Source organism: Shewanella maritima (assembly GCF_043643735.1).
Lineage (GTDB): Bacteria > Pseudomonadota > Gammaproteobacteria > Enterobacterales > Shewanellaceae > Shewanella > Shewanella maritima_A.
Genome location: NZ_JBHZSM010000009.1, coordinates 106,564 through 128,828 on the forward strand (window position 1 = coordinate 106,564; position 22,265 = coordinate 128,828).

Below are 22,265 nucleotides of genomic sequence, written 5' to 3' on the forward strand. Positions count from 1 at the left end.
TATATGCGAAATTGGAAGCACTGTATTACCGGCCTAATTCTGGCTTGTGCGATAAGCCCGCCTTTACAAGCGGCCATGGATGAAGAATGTATTCAAAAGGAACAATGCATAGAAACTGACCGCTGGGATATTGCGCTAGCTGTCGGTTATGGCAAACGTAGTACCCCAATAAAAGATTTAAAAGATATCCCAATGTATTTCGTGCCATCGATTGCATACTATGGCGATGACTGGTTTTTTGATAATGGCAACTTCGGTTATAGCCTTAATGAAACCGAAAACTTTGCTTTAAATATCACCACCTCATACACCAATGACAGCGGCTACTTTAACCGCTGGGACCCCTCAAATATTTTTGTCTTAGGGAGCAGCGGTAAAGCTGCACCATTATCAATGTTGTCTTTGAACACTGTGGACGCAATTGAAGAAATTGACACCAATAACCTTAATAACCGTAACTTCACTTTGTTAGGTGGACTTGAAGCGTTTTATTATAGTAATTTAGGTATTTTTAAAGCCGCTGTGGGTCACGATATACTTAATGTGCATCATGGTATAGCTGCCCAGTTGAAGTGGCAGTACGGTATTGCTTACGAACAATGGGTATTTGACAGCGCATTGTTCGTAGATTGGAAAAGTTCTGATTTAATCCAGTATTACTATGGCGTTCGTGAGAGCGAGAGTTTATATTGGAATCAAGAATATAAACCTTCATCTGGGTGGGATTACGGTGCGGAAATTACCACTCAGTATGTATTGGCTCAACATTGGGATATTGTTTTGGCAGCGAGATACACCAAACTTGCAGGTGATACAAAAGATAGTCCATTGCTATCAAAAGATTATGCAACCACCTTTTTCGTAGGTATGGCTTATAAATTCTGATGCAATTTATTAACAACTCCTTTCGGTTTTGCCAGTTAATTATCATTTTACTTCTCTTTTTAAGCCTCGGATCAGTTTACGCTGATACACTTGATGGCAAGGTGAAGTTAACAGCAACACCTGAGTTCTGTCTGACAGATGCTGAAGAGCAATTCTGTGAGATGGATATTGTTTTAAATTGGGAGATGGCCAGTGAACAACTGGTTTGTATTTTATCAGATTATGAAGCAATGCCGCGTTGGTGTTCAACAGACTCCAGCACGCGTTCTTTAAATCTAAGAATTCAATCCGATAAAGACATCAATTTTGTCTTGGTGAATAAGAATAACAATACGCTAGGAAGCGTAAAAATCAACATCACCAAATCGTCTGCCACGAAAGTGCGGAGGCGTTATCGCAACCCTTGGAGTTTATTTTAATGACTAACTCTCAATCAACGCATAGAGTTTTACTTGTTGAAGATGACATTCGTCTAGCAAACTTGATTGTTGACTATCTAAAGTCACATGATATGCATGTTGAAGTTGAGCGACGCGGTGATACTGTTTTAACTCGATTAATTAGTTATAAACCAGATATCATCTTATTGGACATCATGTTGCCAGGTCTTGACGGATTAAGCTTATGTGAACGTTTACCAGATTACTTTGCTGGCCCGGTACTATTAATGAGTGCATTAGGCTCTAATGAAGATCAAATTAAAGGTCTTGAATTAGGTGCTGATGACTATATTGTAAAACCAGTTGACCCTGCACTACTTGTGGCACGTATTAATAATTTATTACGTCGTCAGGCACAACCTGTACAAGCAGAGTCTCATTGCCTAACGTTTGGTAAACTAAGCATTGACCCACATACTCAGGCCATTCGACTAGGGAATACCGAAATCGACTTAACCAGCCATGAGTTTGAATTACTTTGGTTATTAGCTTCACAAGCTGGACAGGTACTCAGCAGACAATATATTTATCAATACTTATTGAATATTGACTTTGATGGTAAAGATAGAAAAATTGACGTGCGTATCTCGCGTTTACGTAAAAAGCTAGGTGACAGCATTGAAACACCATTCAGGATCAAAACAGTATGGGGACAAGGATACTTGTTTGCACCTGAAGCGTGGAATAACTAGTTTATATTAACGGATCAAATGGATTAACGGATTAACGATTGAAGCGTCTATTTATCAGTCTATATTTATTGCTTAGCTTAAGCTTTTTAGGCATAGGCTGGACTTTAGATACTATTTGGCAACGCCAAGTAAAAGATGAAGCCGAAATAGACGCTCCTTTAATCGCTTTTGCCTTATTATTATCGCAATTACCTAAATCTGAACGTCAATCTTATCTCGACACTATTTCAGACCAACACACCATCCCACTGCAATTATTTAATAAAGATCAAATCAGTATCAGTGGTGATCTCACTTTGATGCCCAATAGCATCATTACCTCGCAAGTAGATGAGTCACACGAGCTACAGTTTATCGCAGTCGGCGATCAAACCCTGATCGCTGGACCAATAGATATTGACCCACGAGCCAATTTACGCGGCGTATTCACCATCTTGTTCTATCTTTCTTTAGCGCTGGTTGCCTTAGTGTGGGTTTGGCCATTATCAAGGGATCTAAAAACCCTTAGAAAAGCCACTAAGTCATTTGGTGAGGCTAACTGGCAAACCAGAATTGAACTAGCTAATAGCTCTCAAGTTGCCCCACTAGCCAGCACCTTTAATGATATGGCGAACCATATTACAAGCCTCATCGACAGCCAAAAACATTTAACCAATGCCATTTCACATGAAATACGCACGCCACTAGGGCGTTTGAAATTTGCTCTGGCGTTATTACCTCAATATTGCCAGCCAGGTTCAGATATAGTAAAACGCGATGAGTTTTTGGAAGAAATGAAAGCAGACATCAAAGAGATGGAAAACCTGCTGCAAGAATTACTCACCTTCGCAAGTTTAGACACGGCTTATACTGAGCCAGAATTTGAAAAATGCGACTTAATCAAAATTTGTGAGCATCAAGTACAGCGTGTGCAGCCCTTAAGCAAAATACTAATCAACTTTGATAGCATGCAAAGTGAATTATTTGCAATGTGTGAAACTGCACTTATCGAACGTGCCATTCAAAATCTGCTGACCAATGCTATACGTTATGCCCAAACTACCGTGGTAATATCAGTTAAGATGGTAGGGGATGAAGTCAAGTTATCCGTTACTAATGATGGTGAAGCCATTCCAGAAGAAGATCAGCCACATTTATTCAAGCCTTTTTATCGCTCTAAGAGTCAGCACAAAGGTAATAAAGGGCATGGTTTAGGCCTTGCAATTATTAGCCGTATTATGGAAAGACACCAAGGTAAAGTCAGTTTAATCAGTAACGACAAACACACGACCTTTAGCTTACAGTGGTAAAATTAATGGGCTAAACAGTAAGTACCACACGAAAACACCACATGATTTAATCTAACTCGAAGCCATCAAGCTTGAGGTTATCTTGTTCATCATCCACTTCTTCAAACTCAAGTTGCTGATTAAGCTTAGCCTGCTCTTGTTGTTGCAGCGTTTTGGCATGTTTCATTAATGCATATTGACGTCTTCGCTTACGCTGCTTGCACAACCGAATTACATTGTGCTTTTGTCCATCTGTCAAATTCATCCAACCGAAACGCTCATCACGACTTCGAAAACAACCCAAGCAATAGCCTCGGGCATCTGTTTGACAGATACCAACGCATGGGCTGGGTACATTAAAAAAGCTGAGCTGTTCCATTAATAATTACACTTGCCTTCGTAGTGGCGTCTGAAAATATATGTTAACGTAAATCTAATATGTCACATTGTGCATTTTTGGAGCAAGTCAATGTTGAATCCGATATTACGAAATATCAATCTAAAACCCCTCAATTATCTATGCTTAGCCACTCTTCTCACGCTAGGATTAAGCGCCTGTAAAAGCACACCAAAATCTGATTATGACACTACTTTCGATTTTACTGGCTTGAGTAGTTTTGCTCATATGCAACATGAACAGCCACCACAAGACACAATTAGTGCGGACAGAATACGTGACGCCATCTCAGCAACGTTAATCAGTAAAGGATTTGTGGAAGATACAGATAATCCCAGTTTTCAAGTAAATTACCGCTTTTTAACTAAAGAAAAGCCGAAAGACTCAAACCTGTCTATCGGGTTAGGCACAGGCACCAGTGGTCGTAATGGCAGTATTGGTATTGGCACGAGTATCGGTGTCCCTGTTGGCCAAACCTCTGTAACAGAGCGGTTTATCCAAATAGATATTATAGACCCAAAACAGAATAAGCTTATCTGGCGTGGCGATGATAAGTTTGACTTTGACCGAGATGGCCAAGCTAAACAACAAGAAACCACAGCTACAGTAAGCCATATTTTAAGTGTGTTTCCTCCGCAACCAAATAACAATTAATGGACTCTGTTTAGTCCATTTCTGCTCGGCAAAAACCTACCTACTGCTCATAAAAAAGTCCGCTACTAGCGGACTTTTTTTGGCGAATAATAAACTCAAATTTTACTGGCTGATAGGCTAATGCCCTTCGGCAAAAATGTAATTTAACCAGCCTTGCATTCTGAGTAACACTTTGCGAATGATTGACACATGAGTAAAGTGTTCAGTGTAAATAGCTGCCTGCCCTGCAACACCTGCAGGTAAAGTGCCGACTACATCATTTTCATCTAACTCAATTAATACCAATGCACGACCGCGTTGGAATAAACGATTTGATGATTGTAAATTGCCACCAAATTGAATCTCACCTTCTGCCATGGCTGGCAAGACTTTAGCCACTTTGCCTTTAAACACGACACCAGGTACTGAGTCAAAAATAACCTCAGCATCATCACCCTCTTTTAAGCGCAATAATGAATTTTGCCAAAATGCCCCAGCAATGAAACGCTCTTCATCAGGAATGAAGCTCAATGATGGACGCAATGGAATGGGTACTGCCATAGCACCTTTACGTAGCGCTAATTGAGTAACAATACCATCTGCAGGGGCTCTTACGACGGTCATATCGAGTTCGAAACGTGCTTTGTCTACTTGAGCCTGTAAGCTAGCAACTTTAGTATTAACACCGTCGATGTTAGATTCAAACGCTAAACGAGTACGTAACTGCTCAGCTTTAGCAGCTTCGAGTCTCGCTTGTGCCGCATAGAAAAGTTGGCGTTTATTATCAAGTTCAAGCTCTGTAAATGGCGAGTTAGAACCACCTTTTTTACGGCCTTCTTCATAACGCTTATAGGCAGACTCTGCTCTATCTTTATCAGCTTGTGCTTGTGCGACAGTGGCTTGAGATACATTAAAAGCAGCTTCTAACTGTGGCACTTGTTGTTCAGCTTCTTCTAACTCAGCCAGCTTTTGCATCAACGCTGCTTCATAAGGGATAGGGTCAATTTTAAATAACACATCGCCTTTTTTAATTGGTTGATTTGGCTTAACAGCAACCTCAGTCACAATACCACGTACAGCTGAGTTAATAGGGGTTGTAGCAAAGTATTCACGCGCAAACTTAGTATACGGGTGGTTATAGTTCATCAATAATAAAAGCGTACCAATCAGCGCAATACCACCTAAAATAGCTGTAGGCACAGTCCATTTGGTCAATGGAATTTTAAAGATTTTAAATATCGCTACACAAAAAGCGGTGTAAGTTAAAATTAATAGTAAATCCATGACTACACCTCTCCTTTATGATTATCGGCTGTCTCTTGGAGTTCTGTTTCAGCCGGGGAAGTCACTTCTGTTACAGGTGCTTTAGTTTGTTCTAGCTCTGCAACCTTTGTGGTTAGCAATTCAACCTGAGTGATCAGTTGACGCATCTCACCCTCAATAATTAATTCGCGTTTTTTACCATCACTAAAGCCCCAACCTCTATCTTCACGATACAAGGTCGCCCATATCCATAAAAATGGCCAAATTGCATGTAACGTAAACAGGCTAACCCAGCCTGCAATATGAATCGCATCCTGCTGCGGATGATTCCTATGTTTAGCTATTTCATACGGAATGTCGTGAATGGCAATCACCCCATAGAAAATCACCAGTGCGACAAAAAACAATAAACTTAACGCGAAATAATCTAGAAACATGTCTCCCCCTAGAAATCACAACAAAGCACTAACAAATACACAACCAATGATTCAGCTTACATTATATATCTCATTTAGAAAGAGTTTTTATTTGATAGTACGAAATTCAAAATTAAGTTTTTACTAATCTAAGAGTGATCTTAGACACAAAATATAGAGTCTAGAATAAAATTTACAGCCGCAAGCGATACACTGTCGTCACAGAAATATTCCCTACAACACACATTTATAGGTCGGTTATGTCAGTTAATACAATTCAGACATTTGGCACACCATTAACAGCCAATACAAAGAAAGCTATGCTGCTTGGTTGTGGTGAGTTAGGTAAAGAAGTCGCCATTGAATTACAACGCTTTGGCATTGAGGTTATTGGTGTTGATCGCTACCCCAATGCGCCTGCAATGCAAGTAGCTCATCGCTTTCATGTGGTTAACATGCTAGATGAAAAAGCACTTAAAGCTGTCATTGTAGAAGAGCAACCCGACCTGATTATTCCTGAAATTGAAGCGATTGCAACTCAGGTTTTAGTTGAGCTAGAGGCGCAAGGATTACATGTTGTTCCGACCGCTAGAGCCACTAAATTAACCATGGATAGAGAAGGCATTAGACGCTTAGCAGCAGAAACCCTAGTTGTACCTACTTCTCCTTACTTTTTCTGCGATACCAAAGCCGAATTTGATCACGCAGTCGAGCAAATTGGTACCCCGTGTGTTGTTAAGCCAGTCATGAGCTCTTCTGGTAAAGGTCAAAGTGTTATCAAAAGGCAAGATGATATTGATTCTGCATGGCAATATGCTCAAGAAGGTGGACGAGCTGGCGGCGGACGAGTGATTGTAGAAGGCTTTATAAAGTTTGATTATGAAATCACTTTACTGACAGTGAGCGCAGTTAATGGTATCCATTATTGTGATCCTATTGGTCATCGCCAAGAGGACGGTGACTATCGTGAATCTTGGCAGCCTCAAGCGATGCCTACTCATGTATTAGAAAAAGCACAGAACATGAGTAAGAAGGTTGTTGAAGCCTTAGGCGGTTATGGCTTATTCGGTGTTGAGCTATTTATTGAAGGCGAAAATGTGTATTTCTCTGAGGTATCACCGCGCCCTCATGATACAGGTTTAGTCACTTTGATCAGTCAAGACCAATCAGAGTTTGCTTTACATGCCCGCGCTATCTTAGGGCTACCCATTACTAACATAACCCAATTTGGTGACAGCGCTTCAGCGGTCATTCTTGCAGAAGGCACATCAAATGCAATCCAGTATCAAGGCCTAGACAAAGCACTCGCACAACCACTGACCCAACTTAGGATATTTGGTAAGCCTGACATCGATGGCCGCCGTCGTTTAGGTGTTGCACTTGCAAGAGATAATAGTATTGAAAGTGCGATTGAAAAAGCGAAACATAGCGCAGAACAAGTTCAAGTTATCATGTGATAATTTGAAAAATAATAAAGGCCGCAATTGCGGCCTTTTTAATCCTCTAAAGACATCAAATACCAGAGCTCGTCACTAATAACCGACCACAAAGGCGCTGCACTCTATACTTTCCGTTTGGGTAAGGCCAAGCCATCAATAAGAAAAGCGCACAATAATAAAAATCGCATCAATGATTTAATTTTAAGCATTGAAGCTTGTTCAACAGGCAGTTTCTTCATCAGCTGAATACGTTGATAACCTAAGTGAACTAACTCATTAGCCGTTTTGCCTACATAAAACTGAAATTCTGGGTAGCCCACTACCTGATCTTCAGTTAGCAATGTCTTACTCAATGAACCACCCTGCTTTAATATCTGATTAAATACCTGGGTTTCTAGGCCTTGAATGATGCTGGCAATATCCATGTCACTCTGGCTGGCTTGCGCAATAAAGCGCACATTTGCCTCTACTTCATAACGTATTGCTTGAGTGGTTCCCTTAGTACGCTCGACTCGAGTGCGTTCTTTATCAAAAACATCATAAAGTGACTTCCAAATTGCCACGGCTTCTCCTTGTCTTTTATCCACTCACTGAAAAATAAAATAGAGTTCCCTAAGCAAGAACTTGATTAACGGGTTCTCCCTTGCCAAAAGCCTGCAAATTATTCATCGCAATATTCAATAAATTCTGCCTAGCTTCTACCGTTGCCCACGCAATATGTGGGCTGATACTAATGTTCTTGGCTGATAATAAAGGATTATCAGGCTCAGGCGGTTCAGTAGAAAGTACATCAACCCCTGCAAAACCACGTTCTTGATTTAACCAAAGTGCCAATTCAGTTTCGCTAATCAAATCTCCACGTGCAGTATTTATTAATAAACAACCCGGTTGCATTATTGCAAGGCTCGCAGCATTGATTAAATGATGTGTAATAGGAGTAAGAGGACAGTGCAGCGAGATGATATCTGCTTGTTGCAATAATTTAGGCAGTTCACACCAGTACAGACCGTCATCTAAATTTAGTTTCTTATTAGGAGTATGAATAAGCACTTTCATATTAAATGCTTGAGCAATTTTAGCTACTTGCTTACCAATATCGCCGTAGCCAATTAGCCCGATGGTTTTATGCTTAAGCGACATTAATGGTGCTAAAGTAAAGCAAAAATCGCGATTATTGCTCCACAGCCCTTTAACAACAGCATCATGATGAACAGCGAGGTGCTGACTGTGGTGTAAAATATGCGCAAACACCATTTGCGCCACCGCATCAGGCCCGTATGCTGGCACATTGGTTACCACTATGCCCTGCTGAATAGCATAAGCAACATCAACAACATTTGTACCGGTTGCCAGTACGCCAATGTATTTAAGCTGAGGTAATTGTGCCATTAGTTGTCGATCAATAACGGTTTTATTGGTCAACAATACCTGCGCATCTTTAGCGCGCGCCAATACTTCATTAGCTTGGCTATGCTGATAAATATCACACTCACCCAGCTCAAGTAACGGCTGCCAACTCAAATCCCCAGGATTGAGAGTATAGCCATCTAGGACAACGATTTTCATGATTTATCCATCTTACAGTATCAAAAGAGCAGTCTCAGCAATATTAGCTAGGGCTTTAAGTGATTAAATAGTTAAAACTTAAAGCTAACACCGGCATTAGCTTGTCCTTGCCACATCACATCACCAGAGATACGCCATAAACACTCAGTGCTACCACAAAAAAGTGAACTGTTAGAATTAACAAAGGTGGCGTAACCTCTTACTTCACCAAATAAGGCAATATTTTCGCTGATGTCATAACTCACACCACCAGCAAAACCCATAGAGAATTTGGTTTCTGTAGAGTATTGGCTGTCAGGCGCCATATGCGTTGCACCTAAGCTAGCGGTAATATAAGGCTTAAAATTGCCATTGGGGAAATACAAGCTACCACCAACATGGAAGTAACTAATATCAAGGTCACTTAATACCTCACTAGATAATGCACCACTTCTCACATCACTGCTTTGGCGACTGTATAAAAAATAAATGTTGCCAGGGTCCTTGGTCATTTTACCCAACATGATGCCGACATGACTTGATTCGGAAAACTTAAGCGAAGAAGTCACTTCATCTTCATTATCGGTAATATCTACGCCCGAGTGACCAAAGCTATAACCACCGAAGGGAGCAACAAACACCTCCGCTGCTGCGTGACCACTTGCACTTATTCCTGCAAGTGCACCAACCAAACAAGCTAACCTGAATTTAACCTTCGCTCTACTCACCGCACATGTTGATTCACGCATACTGTTCTTCCTTGTGTTTTGACTTAACGAATACCTCGTTCAGCTTTAATGCTTTCATAAGCCGACTGAAGATCTTGTGCTTTCACTTTAGCTAATGCCATCATCTCTTCTGGTAATCCCTTAGCGACTAATTTATCGGGGTGATGTTCATTCATCAGCTTACGATAAGCACGTTTAATTTGTTGATCGCTATCAGATTCTGCCACACCTAGCATGGCATAAGCATCTGATAAGGGCACTTTATTTCCTTGAGCAGATTGATGAAAATTAAACTCTGCTTGCCATCTATTGATTAGATCTTGTAGCTGAGATTCTAAGCCCAATGCTTTGGCTATCACGGTTAACACCCGTTGTTCATTTTGGTGCAACTCGCCATCAGAAATAGCTGTTTGTATTTGGATTTCTAAAAACATTTGCAGTAACTCAGCTCTGTCATTCGTCACGGCTCTAAAATCAGCAATTTGTTTTTGGACATCAAAATCAGCTTGACGGCCTTGTCTAAAAGCGGTTTGTGCGTCTTGTCTCGCTTGACCAGAAAGGCGCAGTTGGTCCATTAATTGAGTCGCGATACGGATATCATTTTCAGTGACACGCCCAGATGCTTTAGCAACATGCCCCATTACAGCAAATGTCGCGTTGAAAAAGGTCGCTTGGCGTTGTGCACTGGTACGAATTAACTCAGTTAATGATTTACGTCTGTCGTATTGATGCCCTAGCCACAGTCCTAGAATACCGCCAAGAATACGGCCAAACATAAAGCCAATAATAAATCCAAAAACTTTACCCCAAATACGCATTAAATAACCCGATTAGTTAGTATTCACTTTACCTTGAACAATGTCCTGCTCAAGGGTATTCATTCGCTCAATAGTGCCGACATCACACCAGTAATGAGTATAGACTTGGCCAAGCACTTGTTGCTGCTGTATTTTATCACGTATTACAGGCGATAACGCACGTCGTCCAGGCACTAAGTCTGTAAATATTTTGGGGTGGTATAGCCCCATACCACTGTAGGTAACCCCAAGTTGCTCTTGCTCAAGTTCATCAACCCAAGTATCCCCATCACGATCAGGTTGCTGGTTTAGAAAAAAATCCCCACTGGGGTTATGAACAGGATTATTAACAAGCCATAAAGCGATTTGAGCATTTTGTTGCATCATACTTGCGTGTAGCTGTTTTATATTAGGTAGTTGCTCGATGAATATATCACCATTGATCACAAAAAATGGCTCATCACCCAATAACTTGAGCGCTTGTATGATGCCACCAGCAGTCTCTAATGCTTGTTGTTCATGACTATATGCAATACTTAACCCCCAGCGACTGCCATCACCTAATCGCTCGGGTAATTTATGACCAAGCCATGCACAATTGATTACCACTTGTTTGAAACCCGCTTTTGCCAACTTCTCTAGGTGATACTCAATGAGTGGCTTACCCGCAACTTCAACCAGTGGCTTTGGCACTACATCGGTCAGAGGTCGTAAACGTTCACCACGGCCTGCGGCGAGGATCATTGCTTTCATGATTGTGCTGTTTCCTTTTTCATTGGTGTTCATCTACCTATGATTTTTTGCATTGACGGCCGGAATCACAATATCGTTCACCCACTGACTAAATTGCCTAAACTCAGGATACTGACTGCCAATATCCACCACATAACTTAGCGTGAGCGGGATGTCTTTTAAATAACCGGCTTTATCATCTCTATGATACAGACGTGCAAATATCCCAGCAGCCTTGATATGACGCTGCATACCCATAAAATCAAACCATTGTTGATAATCATTGAATGACGTTGAACTTGGAATAAGCCCTTGTTGTAGACACAGTTGGTAGTGATGCTTCATTAACTGAGTGACTATTGATGTTGGCCATTTTACATAGCAATCTCTTAATAACGACACGGCATCATATGTCACAGGTCCTATCACTGCGTCTTGAAAATCGATAACCGCCAATTGCTTACCGGCCAATTGATCATCGACCAATAATATATTTCGACTATGAAAATCACGGTGCATACCCACCTGAGGCTGAAATAACGCATTATCGGTCAGCCTATTAAATACATTATCAAGCATAGTATTTTCAGCATCAGTTAATTGATAGCTAAGGTGTTTCTCCAGTAACCATTCCACAAAAATATGTAACTCACGCTTTACAAACGACTGGTCAAACGCAGTTAAGGTTCCTTGCTCAGTACATGTCACTTTGGCAATATGCGGCAACAAACCTAAGCCTGTTTGATAGTAATCACTTACATTCTCTTCAGTCAGGGCATCAAGTAACTGTCGATCACCTAAATCAGTTTGCAATACAAAGCCTTTATCTGCTTCAAACGCCAACACCTTAGGTGCAAAAATATCTGCTTGTTCATATGCCTTGGCCATAGTGATAAAAGGAGTAATTGGCACAAGCTCAACTGGTGAGTCAGCAACAATGTAATGCTGACCTTGATGAGTCACACGAAAGTAACGGCGAAAACTGGCATCACCACTTATCAATGTCACTTTAACAGAATTGTCAAAAATGGATGCTAACCAAGCCTCTAACTCAATCAATCTGATGTCTGAAACACTCATCTGAATAGCTCTTATTGAAAAATTGTTTTATTATAACCAGCATAACATGTGGAAACAGCTAAATAATGGATTGAATAAGTTAGCTGGGTATCCTTTTCTCTCCATTGATATTCCTATTAAAGAATTCATAACTAATTGATAACAATGCATATTCGTTATTTTGTGGCTTTATGCCTTTGCTCTAGTGCATTGCTAGAGTCAAACAATGCCTACGCAGAGCAAGCGCTGGGACATTGTGCGATCACCCCACCACTTTCGCCATCAGTGAATGATAGAAGCGCTATCTCCTCGCTCAAACAAGATGATATTTTGATTATTTCGGATAAATCCTATGCCGAAATGGATCAAACCGCTTATTTTGAAGGCAATGTCAGCTTTAGCCAAGGAAGCCGTCATATTGCCGCCAATAAAGCGACGGTAGATCAACAAAAGCAACAGCTCAATGCGGAAGGGAATCTCATTTTTGTTGATGAGTTATTTACTGTGACAGCAGAAGAGTTAGAAGCAAAAATGATTTCTAATCAGGCAACGCTTTCTGGGGCACGATACTGGCTGCATGGCCAACAAATTAATGGTGATGCACAGCAATTAGAAATTACTGGTGAGAATAACTTAGTATTGTCAGATACCAACTTCACCACTTGTCCACCTGAGTCTCAATCTTGGCTGCTTGAAGCTAAGACAATCAAAATCGATTCAGAGGAGGAATGGGGTGAGATTTGGGATGCGAAATTAAGAGTGGCTAACATCCCCATCATGTATATCCCATACATGACAGTTCCCATTTCAGACAAGCGTAAATCGGGCTTCTTGTTTCCGGAATTCAGTACCAGTACCACCAACGGTGTACAAATCAGTGTGCCATACTACTGGAACATTTCCCCACAATATGATTTAACACTGACACCTGATTACATGTCATCACGTGGCTTATTTTTAAAGACTGAATTTCGCTATATGGGCTCTGAGCAACAATCGGGGCAATTTAATGTCGAGTATTTAGGTGACGACAGAAAACTCAGTAACTCACCTGACCGTTACCTTTATCACTGGAATCATCAAGGTGTTATTGATGAAAACTGGCGTGTAAAAGTCAATTACACCAATGTTTCTGATAACAACTATTTCAATGATTTAAGTTCTGATGTTAACCGATCAACAGACAACCAGCTTTCTCGAATGGGGGAGATCAGTTATTTCCAGCAAAACTGGGATATGAATTTAAGAGTGCAAGATATCAAAGTACTGGGTGAGGAAGAAAAACCTTATCAAGTGATGCCACAACTTAATTTCAATTACCGTTCTGTCGACTTATTTGACTCGCTGGATTTTAATCTCAATACCGAGATAACTAACTTCCAGCACCAAGATGATACCTTCTCAACGGCAACCAGATTGCATATTGAACCTAGCCTTGTTTTACCTATTCATGGCCCTGTTGGCTCTTTTACCAGCGAATTAAAACTGTTACAAACCAATTATTGGCAGCAAAATGGTGATGATGGTTTTGACGTCGATGACTCAGTCAGTCGAACTATCCCGCAAGTACGCCTTAACGGTCAAATTAACTTTGAACGTAACACGGAATATTTGTCGCAATCATACCGCCAGACTTTTGAGCCACAAATGCAATATTTATATGTAGGCTATGAAGATCAAACAGGCATTGGCGTTTATGATAGTGCCTTTTTACAAGAAGATTACTTCGGTTTATTCCGCGATCGTCGCTTCTCAGGTTTAGACCGCATCGCAGACGCCAACCAGTTAACCTTGGGCTTCACAACACGTTTGTTTGATGAGAACAACCTTGAGCAAACAAAGTTAAGTGTGGGACAAATCTTTTTCTTTGAAGAGTCAAAGGTACTAAGAGATCTCAACGCCATTGCCAGTAGTCAGTCAACTTCCGTTTTAGCAGCTGAGCTAGAAACCCGCTTGTACGATGATTGGTTTTTAAGTACCTCTTTGCAATTCGATACGGAAGACGGTGACAGCAAAAAGAGTCAAGCAACGCTAGACTACCGCCCAATGCCAGGTAAGTTAGTCCAGTTCAGTTATCGTTACGTACCTGACTTAGTCAACAATAACACCAATGATAGTGTCAACATCTCACAGGCTGGTGTACGTACAACATGGCCAATTATGGATGACTTACACTTTGTCGGTAATTTTTATTACGATTTGAATGAGAGACGAAGTGTCGAAACCTATGCAGGTATACAATATGAGTCTTGTTGTTGGGCAATGCGCTTAAGTTATCACTACCGCATCAAAACTAACTACGAAGATGACTTCTCAGAAATTGATAGCAGAGAACAATTTGAGCGTGGCATCTATCTAAACTTTGTCATTAAAGGTTTAGGTGGTTCTGGGCCGCTCGGTGTTGAAGATATGCTCAATGAGGGTTTATTTAACTATCGTAAGCCACTTTACCTCAGGAATTAATCAGCTTTTTAACGCTTTTGTGTTAGATTGCTGAACCTAGTGTGAATTAACCTGTCATATGACAGTGTGAGGGGAACCCCTCAATTAAAATTAATGTAGGCACATCGCCTTAAAACAAGAAATAAGTGTCAAGGATTTTGTGGATGAAACACAGTAAGAAATTGATGTTTGCAATACTGGCCCTATTTACTAGCCACGTAAGTATTGCAGCACCTCAACAGCTTGATAGAGTTGCCGTTCAAGTAGATGATGGCATTATTTTGGAGAGTGAAATCCAAAATATGATCCGTACTGTTAGCAACAATGCTAAAGCAGCTAATCAATCTCTGCCATCCGAATCAGCACTGCGTACTCAGGTCATTGAGCGCCTCATTCTGACTCATTTACAAATGCAAATGGCGTCACGCATTGGTTTACAGATTGGTGATTTACAACTAGACCAAACAATCGAAAATATCGCTCGCGAACAGCAAATGACTGTGCGACAAATGCGCGATCAAATTGAAGCGGATGGCATGAGCTTCAATCAATACCGTGAGCAATTGCGTGAAGAAATTACATTAGGTGAAATCCAACGTATTCAAGTGCAACGTAGAATTCAGGTATCTCCTCAGGAAATTAATTCACTAGTACAATTAATTGAAGAGCAAGGTCTGAAAGATGTTGAGTTCCAAGTAGGTCATATCTTAATCGACGTACCAATGGATGCCACAGGTGCACAATTAGATAATGCTAGCAAACGTGCAGAAGTTGTATTAAAGCGCCTAAATGAAGGTAAAGATTTTAGAAGCACAGCCATTGCATCTTCATCTGGCCCTAAAGCTCTAGAAGGTGGCGTATGGGATTTCATGAACATTAATGAAATGCCGACCTTATTTGCTGAAGTAATCAATGATGCCAAAAAAGGCGACATTATTGGCCCAATCAAATCTGGTTCTGGCTTTCATATCGTGAAGGTAATGGATGTTCGCGGTATGCAAGTACAAGAAATTGACGAAGTAAAATCACGTCACATTCTGCTTAAGCCCTCGCCAATCCTTTCAGAAGATCGCGCGAAAGCCATGCTAGAAAACTTTTTAGCACAGGTGAAATCAGGAGAAGGCGACTTCGCTGAGCTTGCTCGACAGTATTCTGAAGACCCAGGTTCAGCAGCTAAAGGTGGTGAATTAGGTTGGGCAGAGCCAAGTTTATATGTGCCAGAATTTGCCAGTACCTTAATGAGCTTAAAAGAAGGTGAATATAGCGAGCCATTTAGAACCACTCATGGTTGGCACGTGGTACAACTTGAACAACGTCGTAAAACAGATGCCACTGACAAGTTCAACACAAACAGAGCGCACCAACTTATCTTCCGTCGAAAATTCAATGAAGAATTACAAAACTGGCTAGATGAAATGCGAACTGAAGCCTACATTGAAGTGTTTGAGCCAGAAAGCTCACGAGGATAACCTTGACAAAACGAATAGCAATTACGCCGGGTGAACCGGCGGGCATTGGCCCAGATTTAGTGATTAAACTTGCTCAGCAGGCATGGCCTGCTGAGTTAGTTGTTTGTGCTGATCCGCAATTATTGACCACTCGTGCCAAAATGCTCGGACTGCCTTTACAGCTTCGCCCTTATCAACCAACTCAAGCGCCTAGAGCGCAAGAAGCAGGTACCTTGACCATTGTGCCATTCACTCTAGCGGAAGAAGCTAAATGTGGCACATTAAACGAAGCGAACAGTGACTATGTTGTAGACACCCTGCGTTACGCCGGTGAAAAAAACATGTCCAATGAGTTTGATGCGGTTGTCACTGGGCCTGTTCACAAAGGTATCATCAATCAGGCAGGGATCCCTTTTAGTGGCCACACCGAATTTTTTGCGGTTCAAGCAAACTGTTCTGATGTGGTAATGATGTTAGCCACTCCTGGGCTGCAAGTCGCACTGATGACCACCCATATTCCGTTGGCGTATGTCTCTAAAGCCATAACCAATGAACGGTTACATCATATTATTGGAATTTTACACCGTGAACTTGTCAGTAAATTTGGTTTAGGTTCGCCAAAAATATTCGTGTGTGGCTTAAACCCACATGCAGGTGAAGATGGGCACCTAGGCCGCGAAGAGATTGATGTAATCATTCCAGCGCTAAATGAATTACGTGAGCAGGGAATGGATATCATAGGGCCATTACCTGCAGACACATTATTTCAACCTAAATACCTAGAGCAAGCCGATGTAGTACTCGCTATGTATCACGATCAAGGCTTACCTGTGTTAAAATCAATAGGTTTTGGTAAATCAGTCAACATTACCCTAGGCTTACCCTATATACGTACTTCTGTAGACCATGGAACGGCACTTGAGTTAGCCGGTACAGGAGAAGCCGATTGTGGCAGTTTCACCTGTGCATTAAATAAGGCCATCGAATTGGCATCCAATATTAAGTAGCAAATTTCATGAGTAATAAAGTTCATTTAGGTCATACAGCCAGAAAGCGTTTTGGCCAAAACTTCTTAACTAACGAAAGTATTATCAGCCGTATCGTGGGTGCCATTGCACCTGATAACGATCATGTGATGGTTGAAATCGGCCCAGGCCTTGGTGCGCTAACCGAGCCAGTAGCTGAATCTATTGATCAATTGACAGTAGTCGAGCTAGATAGAGATCTGGTTGAACGCTTAGAATCTCACCCATTCTTAAAAGATAAACTGCGCATTCACCAAGGTGACGCGATGCAGTTTGACTTCTCTCAGCTCAGACAAGATGGTAAGAAAATGAAAGTGTTTGGCAACTTGCCATACAACATTTCAACACCACTCATGTTCCACCTGTTTGAGTTTGCTAAAGACATTGCCACAATGCACTTTATGCTACAAAAAGAAGTAGTATTAAGATTGTCAGCCAACCCTGGCACTAAAGCTTACGGTAAGTTAACCGTGATGGCACAATACTATTGCCAAGTGGTACCTGTGCTTGAAGTACCGCCAACGGCATTTGCCCCTCCACCAAAGGTTGACTCAGCAGTCGTACGTTTATTGCCTTATGAGGAAAAGCCTTGGCCATGTGATGATGTAGAAGTGCTACGTCACTTATGTACTACTGCATTTAATATGCGTCGTAAAACACTTCGCAACAATTTGAAAACGTTACTCAGTGACGAAGACTTTGCTTCACTCGACATTGACTCTAGTTTAAGGCCAGAGCAAATTTCAGTGCCGCAGTATGTTGCCATGGCAAATTTATTGTGTAAAAAACAAGCGCAAATCTAATCAACTAAAGGGGCATGACTTGCCCCTTTTGTTTATCCGCTATATCCTCATTATCAGTACTCATTAAGCCAATTAATTCAAATCAATTTAGAGAGAAGCTGGCAAATAACCACATGGAAACGAATTAAAGTGGATGCAAAAATTTCAGTAAAAGTCGAAACAGAATTTTTAGAACAACAGTCAGATAAAGCAGATAATAAATTTCTATTTAGCTATACCATCACCATTATCAACCTTGGCGATCAAGCCGTAACCCTAAAAGATCGCCACTGGATCATCACCAATGCCAATGGCGATAAAAGTGAAGTCAAAGGGCCCGGTGTTGTAGGTGAAACGCCAACAATTTCGCCAAATACTGCTTACCAATATTCAAGTGGTACAGTCATGGAAACACCTATTGGCTTTATGGAAGGCTCCTATGGCATGGTTGTCGATGAAACTGGCCAACCTTTTAAAGCATCTATTCCGCTATTTCGTCTAGAAGCACCAGGAGTTATTCAATAACTTATGGCTCATTATTGTGTCGGTGATATTCAAGGTTGTTTTAAAGAGCTACAACTTTTATTAGCTGAAGTGAACTTCAACCCCTCTAAAGATGAGCTATGGGCTGTGGGTGATCTCGTTGCTCGCGGGCCTGACTCTCTGGCAACATTACGGTTTTTTCAAGACTTGGGAGCTAGTGGCAAAATAGTTTTAGGTAACCATGACCTCCACCTCTTAGCTTTACATGGGAAGATTAAACGCCCCAACCCGAAAGATCACTTAAGTGAACTGCTCAATGCACCGGATATCGAATCACTTATTTATTGGCTGAGACAGCAGCCATTAATGCAATACTTACCTGAGCATAAACTCATTATGACCCATGCAGGGGTGCCACCACAGTGGGATTTAGCGACTTTAACCTCAGAGGCTAATGCCGTTAGCCAAGCATTGCAGCAAGATGACTACCTTGAAGCTTTGATAAGCCAAATGTATACAGATACTGCAGAGCAGTGGCAACCCCAAGCGACTGGCATCACAAGATTAAGGTATTGCATTAATGCACTGACACGCATGCGCTTTTTAATGTTAGATGGCTCGCTGGATTTTTCATGTAAAGCGCCGCCTTCAGAGGCTGATAAGCAAACTTTAAAACCTTGGTTCGAATTTGACTCAAACCTACCTAAAGATCACCAAGTAGTTTTTGGCCACTGGGCTGCGCTGATGGGTCACACTAACAAATCAAACCTACATGCAATTGATACCGGATGCTGTTGGGGAAACGATATGACTCTTTTTCATGTTGAAAATAATGAAAAAATTACCCAAAAAAAGTTAATTTAGCGTTAAACTAAAGCCTGCTACAGCCGATAGCTAATTAATAATGAATTTGCGAATAGTTGCCTGAGAACAATTACCACTCGTAAATTTGTCACAAAGAATAAAAAAGTCGGAGCACTCTATGAAAATAAACGTGGCGACAAGAGTAATTGGCGGTTTTTCAATTGTCACTTTACTGCTTGTGATTTTTGGTATTGTTACCCTCATTAGTAACGATGATATTAAGCAAGGTGCAACGACACTTCAGCAAATCACTCTACCAGCATTAGAAAATACTCAAGAGTTAAGCAACAATTTAAGCTCACAAACAATCGAAACCTTGATTGGCTATTACAGCCTGAAGTCTGCTGAAATTCCTGTTATTGAAAGTAAAGTAGCAAGCTTAGATAGCAGCTTTAACAATAGCCTCAACAGCTTAACTTCACTGATTCAATCAGAAGAAAATTTGTCTCGACCACTCACCAATCTCAAAGGCAGTTATAGTCAATTTCAAAACAGTGTTACCGCTTTACTCAACGAGAAAGAGCAAGCACTTAGCAAACAAGAAAAGCTGATTAGTTTACGTGGCGATCTAGAAGATGCCGCAGACGATGCTTCTTCAATCTTACTCGATTTCATTGATCTGGAAATGAGTGAGGATGTCACTGAGCAAGCAATCGCTGCCTCCGCAGGCGTGGTAGATAATACTTTTATCACTTTGATTACCACTGTATATGATTTAGTAGCCGCTGATGATGTTAGAAAGTTTGAAGTGATCAGCAAAGAACTTGATTACATGGTCAGTGAGTCTAAAAGCAAGCTGCAACACATCAACTTGCAAGGTCAAGGTATTGTAGACAATGACATGCTTGACGACTTAAATGCTGAAACCGATAAAGTATTCCAATTACTCTCAGGCAACCAATCCTTAATCGCACTAAAAAAACAGCAGCTAAACCATACCCAATCTGCGAAAACCCTGCTTGCGCAAAATAACCAATCTGCAGCTAACGTAAATGACAATATGCGAGCATTATCAAATGCAATTGATGGTTACGCTAATGATATTAGCTCACATGCCATCGAAATCATTGACTCAGCCGTTGTTAAGACTTGGTTTGTGGTATTCATCGCCATCGGTGTTGCTGCAGGTATTAGTTACATTGTGGTTAAGCCACTTACACGTTCTTTAGCGCAAGTAAATCAAGCATTAAATGTACTGGCTTCAGGCGACTTAACTCACAAACTTGATGACACCGGCCATGATGAGTTTGCAGAACTTGCAGGAAACTGTAACCGACTCGTAGACAGCCTACGAAGCTTAATCACGGGTATTTTGGATCGTTCAACACAACTTGCAGCCGCTTCGGAGCAAACCTCTGCAATTACCGCTCAAACAACCACAGGTATTCAAGAACAAAAGAGCCAAGTTGACCAGGTAGCAACTGCGACAACAGAGCTGAGCTCTAGTGCACAACAAGTTTCCATGAGTGCTGACTCAGCCCTAGCTCAAATAAAACAAGCTGATGAAGAAAGCCAACACATGCATGCACTTGCAAATGAAAACAAGCAAACCATTCTGTCACTGGCTGATGAAGTGACTAAAGCGGGTAACGTGATTAATAAGGTCCATGCAGACAGCGCTTCAATTGGCTCTATCTTGGACGTTATCCGCGGTATTGCAGAGCAAACTAACTTGCTGGCTCTTAATGCAGCGATTGAGGCTGCCCGAGCTGGTGAGCAAGGACGCGGCTTTGCAGTCGTAGCAGATGAAGTTCGCTCACTCGCTTCACGCACACAAGACTCTACTCGTGAAATTCAGCAGATGATTGAGGTGTTACAACAAGGTACGCAAGAAGCTGTTGCGGTTATGGAGCTTGGGCGTTCACAAGCCAATAGCTGTGTAGAGAAAACAGAACAAGCTAACCAAGCTCTTGAAACGATCAGTAACTCAGTGCATCAAGCTTACGATTCAGGAACGCATATTGCCCAAGCAGCACAAGAACAGAACCTTGTGAGCCAGCAAGTGTCTGAGAAGCTTGAACATATTGCTGCCATTGCAGAAGAAACCTCAACTGGTGCAGACCAAACTGCTGATTCAAGTCATCAAGTTGCGATGCTAGCAGAAGAGTTACAAAGTTCAGTTAAAGAGTTTAAAGTCTAGCAGAGTGCATTCACTCGAATAAAAAGGGCCTATTTAGGCCCTTTTTAAATTTCAAGCAATTCTGTCAGAAGGGGATCGAAGCTCAGGTTTAAAGTCATGAACATTGTGAGCTATCAACTAGTCTAGATCTATAGTGTAAATAGGTAAACAATTGGCGTTAAACTATCTACTTTCAAACAGTTTTTTCCCTTATCTTTTCAACTATCTAAATCCCACATCCTCTCATGAAGATACATCAAATAAATTACATTTATCACGATAACTAATCAGAATTGCAAGCCTACTATAAGAAATCCAATTTAGCAGAGAAATAGAATACTTTGATGAAATAAAAGCCAAAAAAAATGCCGGTATTAACCGACATTTTTTATTAGCCTTTTTGAGTTAACCACCAATTCGATCATTGATGGCTGCAGTAATACTACTTCCACCGTGACCATTAGCATTAGCCCAATCTAAAATGGTTTGACCATCTGGCTCTGGCGCGGTTAGCTCTTTTGAAGACAAACGCTTCGCAATAAACTCACCAACTGTTACGGCATTCGAATTGTAGGCGGTACGCAATAAACTGCCGCCATCACAAGACACACCATCATAGATGTTACGTAACTTAACTCTGCTTTCTTTAAGCTTTTTACGCAATCGGTTCTTATCATCAGACTTTACATAGTCACAAATATTTGCGACCAATTGATCGGTATTAGCGACTACAGGGGTTGACACAGAAGATGCAACTAACAATGCAGCAACCGCTACAGGCAATAAACGCATCCGACACTCCTTTATT

The 22,265-nt window shown here is 41.2% G+C and carries 23 protein-coding genes; 13 read left to right on the forward strand and 10 right to left on the reverse strand.

Annotated features, from left to right (window positions below):
- Positions 1 to 3 precede the first annotated feature (3 nt).
- Genes ACHUGF_RS11395 through ACHUGF_RS11410 form a run of 4 tightly spaced genes read left to right on the forward strand, consistent with a single transcriptional unit; the run spans position 4 to position 3,306 of the window.
- Positions 4 to 885 carry a MipA/OmpV family protein gene (locus tag ACHUGF_RS11395; RefSeq protein WP_394131275.1) on the forward strand — a complete coding sequence of 294 codons (882 nt, stop codon included), beginning with the start codon at positions 4 to 6 and terminating at the stop codon, positions 883 to 885.
- On the forward strand, positions 885 to 1,304 hold the full coding sequence (locus ACHUGF_RS11400; RefSeq protein WP_394131277.1) for a DUF3019 domain-containing protein: 420 nt from the start codon (positions 885 to 887) through the stop codon (positions 1,302 to 1,304). The genes ACHUGF_RS11395 and ACHUGF_RS11400 overlap by 1 nt, the downstream gene beginning before the upstream one ends.
- The gene (locus tag ACHUGF_RS11405; RefSeq protein WP_394131279.1) at positions 1,304 to 2,017 is read left to right on the forward strand and encodes a winged helix-turn-helix domain-containing protein; all 714 of its coding nucleotides are present in this window, start codon (positions 1,304 to 1,306) and stop codon (positions 2,015 to 2,017) included. The genes ACHUGF_RS11400 and ACHUGF_RS11405 overlap by 1 nt, the downstream gene beginning before the upstream one ends.
- A 38-nt stretch (positions 2,018 to 2,055) precedes the next feature.
- Positions 2,056 to 3,306, forward strand: a complete 1,251-nt coding sequence (locus ACHUGF_RS11410; RefSeq protein WP_394131281.1) for an ATP-binding protein — start codon at positions 2,056 to 2,058, stop codon at positions 3,304 to 3,306.
- Between the two features lie 46 nt (positions 3,307 to 3,352).
- Here ACHUGF_RS11410 and ACHUGF_RS11415 read toward each other — a convergent pair whose 3' ends face one another.
- A complete protein-coding gene (locus tag ACHUGF_RS11415; RefSeq protein WP_394131282.1) occupies positions 3,353 to 3,664 on the reverse strand; it encodes a DUF1289 domain-containing protein in 312 nt (103 codons plus the stop codon).
- 90 nt (positions 3,665 to 3,754) lie between these two features.
- On the opposite strand from ACHUGF_RS11415, the gene ACHUGF_RS11420 reads away from it, so the two are divergent.
- The gene (locus tag ACHUGF_RS11420; RefSeq protein ID WP_394131284.1) at positions 3,755 to 4,336 is read left to right on the forward strand and encodes a DUF4136 domain-containing protein; all 582 of its coding nucleotides are present in this window, start codon (positions 3,755 to 3,757) and stop codon (positions 4,334 to 4,336) included.
- 117 nt (positions 4,337 to 4,453) lie between these two features.
- Here the strand turns inward: ACHUGF_RS11420 and ACHUGF_RS11425 are convergent, their stop codons facing one another.
- Both ACHUGF_RS11425 and ACHUGF_RS11430 read right to left on the reverse strand, forming a co-directional pair.
- The gene (locus ACHUGF_RS11425; protein ID WP_394131285.1) at positions 4,454 to 5,599 is read right to left on the reverse strand and encodes an HlyD family secretion protein; all 1,146 of its coding nucleotides are present in this window, start codon (positions 5,597 to 5,599) and stop codon (positions 4,454 to 4,456) included.
- Between the two features lie 2 nt (positions 5,600 to 5,601).
- The gene (locus ACHUGF_RS11430) at positions 5,602 to 6,015 is read right to left on the reverse strand and encodes a DUF3302 domain-containing protein (RefSeq protein ID WP_394131287.1); all 414 of its coding nucleotides are present in this window, start codon (positions 6,013 to 6,015) and stop codon (positions 5,602 to 5,604) included.
- Between the two features lie 239 nt (positions 6,016 to 6,254).
- Here ACHUGF_RS11430 and purT point away from each other — a divergent pair, with 239 nt between their 5' ends.
- Complete coding sequence (gene purT, locus ACHUGF_RS11435; protein WP_394131289.1) at positions 6,255 to 7,451, forward strand: formate-dependent phosphoribosylglycinamide formyltransferase; 1,197 nt, start codon at positions 6,255 to 6,257, stop codon at positions 7,449 to 7,451.
- Between the two features lie 104 nt (positions 7,452 to 7,555).
- Here purT and ACHUGF_RS11440 read toward each other — a convergent pair whose 3' ends face one another.
- From ACHUGF_RS11440 to ACHUGF_RS11465, 6 genes are all read right to left on the reverse strand, one after another.
- Positions 7,556 to 7,996, reverse strand: a complete 441-nt coding sequence (locus ACHUGF_RS11440; RefSeq protein WP_394131291.1) for a hypothetical protein — start codon at positions 7,994 to 7,996, stop codon at positions 7,556 to 7,558.
- Between the two features lie 49 nt (positions 7,997 to 8,045).
- Positions 8,046 to 8,999 (reverse strand): D-2-hydroxyacid dehydrogenase, encoded by a 954-nt coding sequence (locus tag ACHUGF_RS11445; RefSeq protein ID WP_394131293.1) that lies wholly within the window; start codon positions 8,997 to 8,999, stop codon positions 8,046 to 8,048.
- Between the two features lie 71 nt (positions 9,000 to 9,070).
- Positions 9,071 to 9,727, reverse strand: a complete 657-nt coding sequence (locus ACHUGF_RS11450) for an outer membrane beta-barrel protein (RefSeq protein ID WP_394131295.1) — start codon at positions 9,725 to 9,727, stop codon at positions 9,071 to 9,073.
- A gap of 23 nt (positions 9,728 to 9,750) precedes the next feature.
- Positions 9,751 to 10,524: a co-chaperone DjlA gene (djlA, locus tag ACHUGF_RS11455; RefSeq protein ID WP_394131297.1), complete on the reverse strand. Its 774-nt coding sequence runs from the start codon at positions 10,522 to 10,524 to the stop codon at positions 9,751 to 9,753.
- A gap of 12 nt (positions 10,525 to 10,536) precedes the next feature.
- On the reverse strand, positions 10,537 to 11,256 hold the full coding sequence (gene murU / locus ACHUGF_RS11460) for an N-acetylmuramate alpha-1-phosphate uridylyltransferase MurU (protein ID WP_394131299.1): 720 nt from the start codon (positions 11,254 to 11,256) through the stop codon (positions 10,537 to 10,539).
- A 33-nt stretch (positions 11,257 to 11,289) separates the two neighbouring features.
- Entirely contained in the window at positions 11,290 to 12,315 is a 1,026-nt protein-coding gene (locus tag ACHUGF_RS11465) for an aminoglycoside phosphotransferase family protein (protein ID WP_394131301.1), read from the reverse strand.
- Between the two features lie 144 nt (positions 12,316 to 12,459).
- Here ACHUGF_RS11465 and lptD point away from each other — a divergent pair, with 144 nt between their 5' ends.
- The 7 genes from lptD (at position 12,460) to ACHUGF_RS11500 (ending at position 21,478) form a co-directional block, all read left to right on the forward strand.
- On the forward strand, positions 12,460 to 14,757 hold the full coding sequence (gene lptD / locus ACHUGF_RS11470; protein ID WP_394131303.1) for an LPS assembly protein LptD: 2,298 nt from the start codon (positions 12,460 to 12,462) through the stop codon (positions 14,755 to 14,757).
- A gap of 143 nt (positions 14,758 to 14,900) precedes the next feature.
- Positions 14,901 to 16,205 (forward strand): peptidylprolyl isomerase SurA, encoded by a 1,305-nt coding sequence (gene surA / locus ACHUGF_RS11475; RefSeq protein WP_394131304.1) that lies wholly within the window; start codon positions 14,901 to 14,903, stop codon positions 16,203 to 16,205.
- Positions 16,206 to 16,207: 2 nt separating this feature from the next.
- The gene (pdxA, locus tag ACHUGF_RS11480; protein WP_394131306.1) at positions 16,208 to 17,191 is read left to right on the forward strand and encodes a 4-hydroxythreonine-4-phosphate dehydrogenase PdxA; all 984 of its coding nucleotides are present in this window, start codon (positions 16,208 to 16,210) and stop codon (positions 17,189 to 17,191) included.
- A gap of 8 nt (positions 17,192 to 17,199) precedes the next feature.
- Complete coding sequence (gene rsmA / locus ACHUGF_RS11485) at positions 17,200 to 18,012, forward strand: 16S rRNA (adenine(1518)-N(6)/adenine(1519)-N(6))-dimethyltransferase RsmA (RefSeq protein ID WP_394131308.1); 813 nt, start codon at positions 17,200 to 17,202, stop codon at positions 18,010 to 18,012.
- 123 nt (positions 18,013 to 18,135) lie between these two features.
- Positions 18,136 to 18,516, forward strand: a complete 381-nt coding sequence (apaG, locus tag ACHUGF_RS11490; RefSeq protein ID WP_394131379.1) for a Co2+/Mg2+ efflux protein ApaG — start codon at positions 18,136 to 18,138, stop codon at positions 18,514 to 18,516.
- Positions 18,517 to 18,519: 3 nt separating this feature from the next.
- Entirely contained in the window at positions 18,520 to 19,338 is an 819-nt protein-coding gene (locus ACHUGF_RS11495) for a symmetrical bis(5'-nucleosyl)-tetraphosphatase (protein ID WP_394131310.1), read from the forward strand.
- 118 nt (positions 19,339 to 19,456) lie between these two features.
- On the forward strand, positions 19,457 to 21,478 hold the full coding sequence (locus tag ACHUGF_RS11500) for a methyl-accepting chemotaxis protein (RefSeq protein ID WP_394131312.1): 2,022 nt from the start codon (positions 19,457 to 19,459) through the stop codon (positions 21,476 to 21,478).
- A 384-nt stretch (positions 21,479 to 21,862) separates the two neighbouring features.
- On the opposite strand, the gene ACHUGF_RS11505 is transcribed toward ACHUGF_RS11500, so the two are convergent.
- Positions 21,863 to 22,249 (reverse strand): DUF3718 domain-containing protein, encoded by a 387-nt coding sequence (locus ACHUGF_RS11505; RefSeq protein WP_394131314.1) that lies wholly within the window; start codon positions 22,247 to 22,249, stop codon positions 21,863 to 21,865.
- Positions 22,250 to 22,265 lie beyond the last annotated feature (16 nt).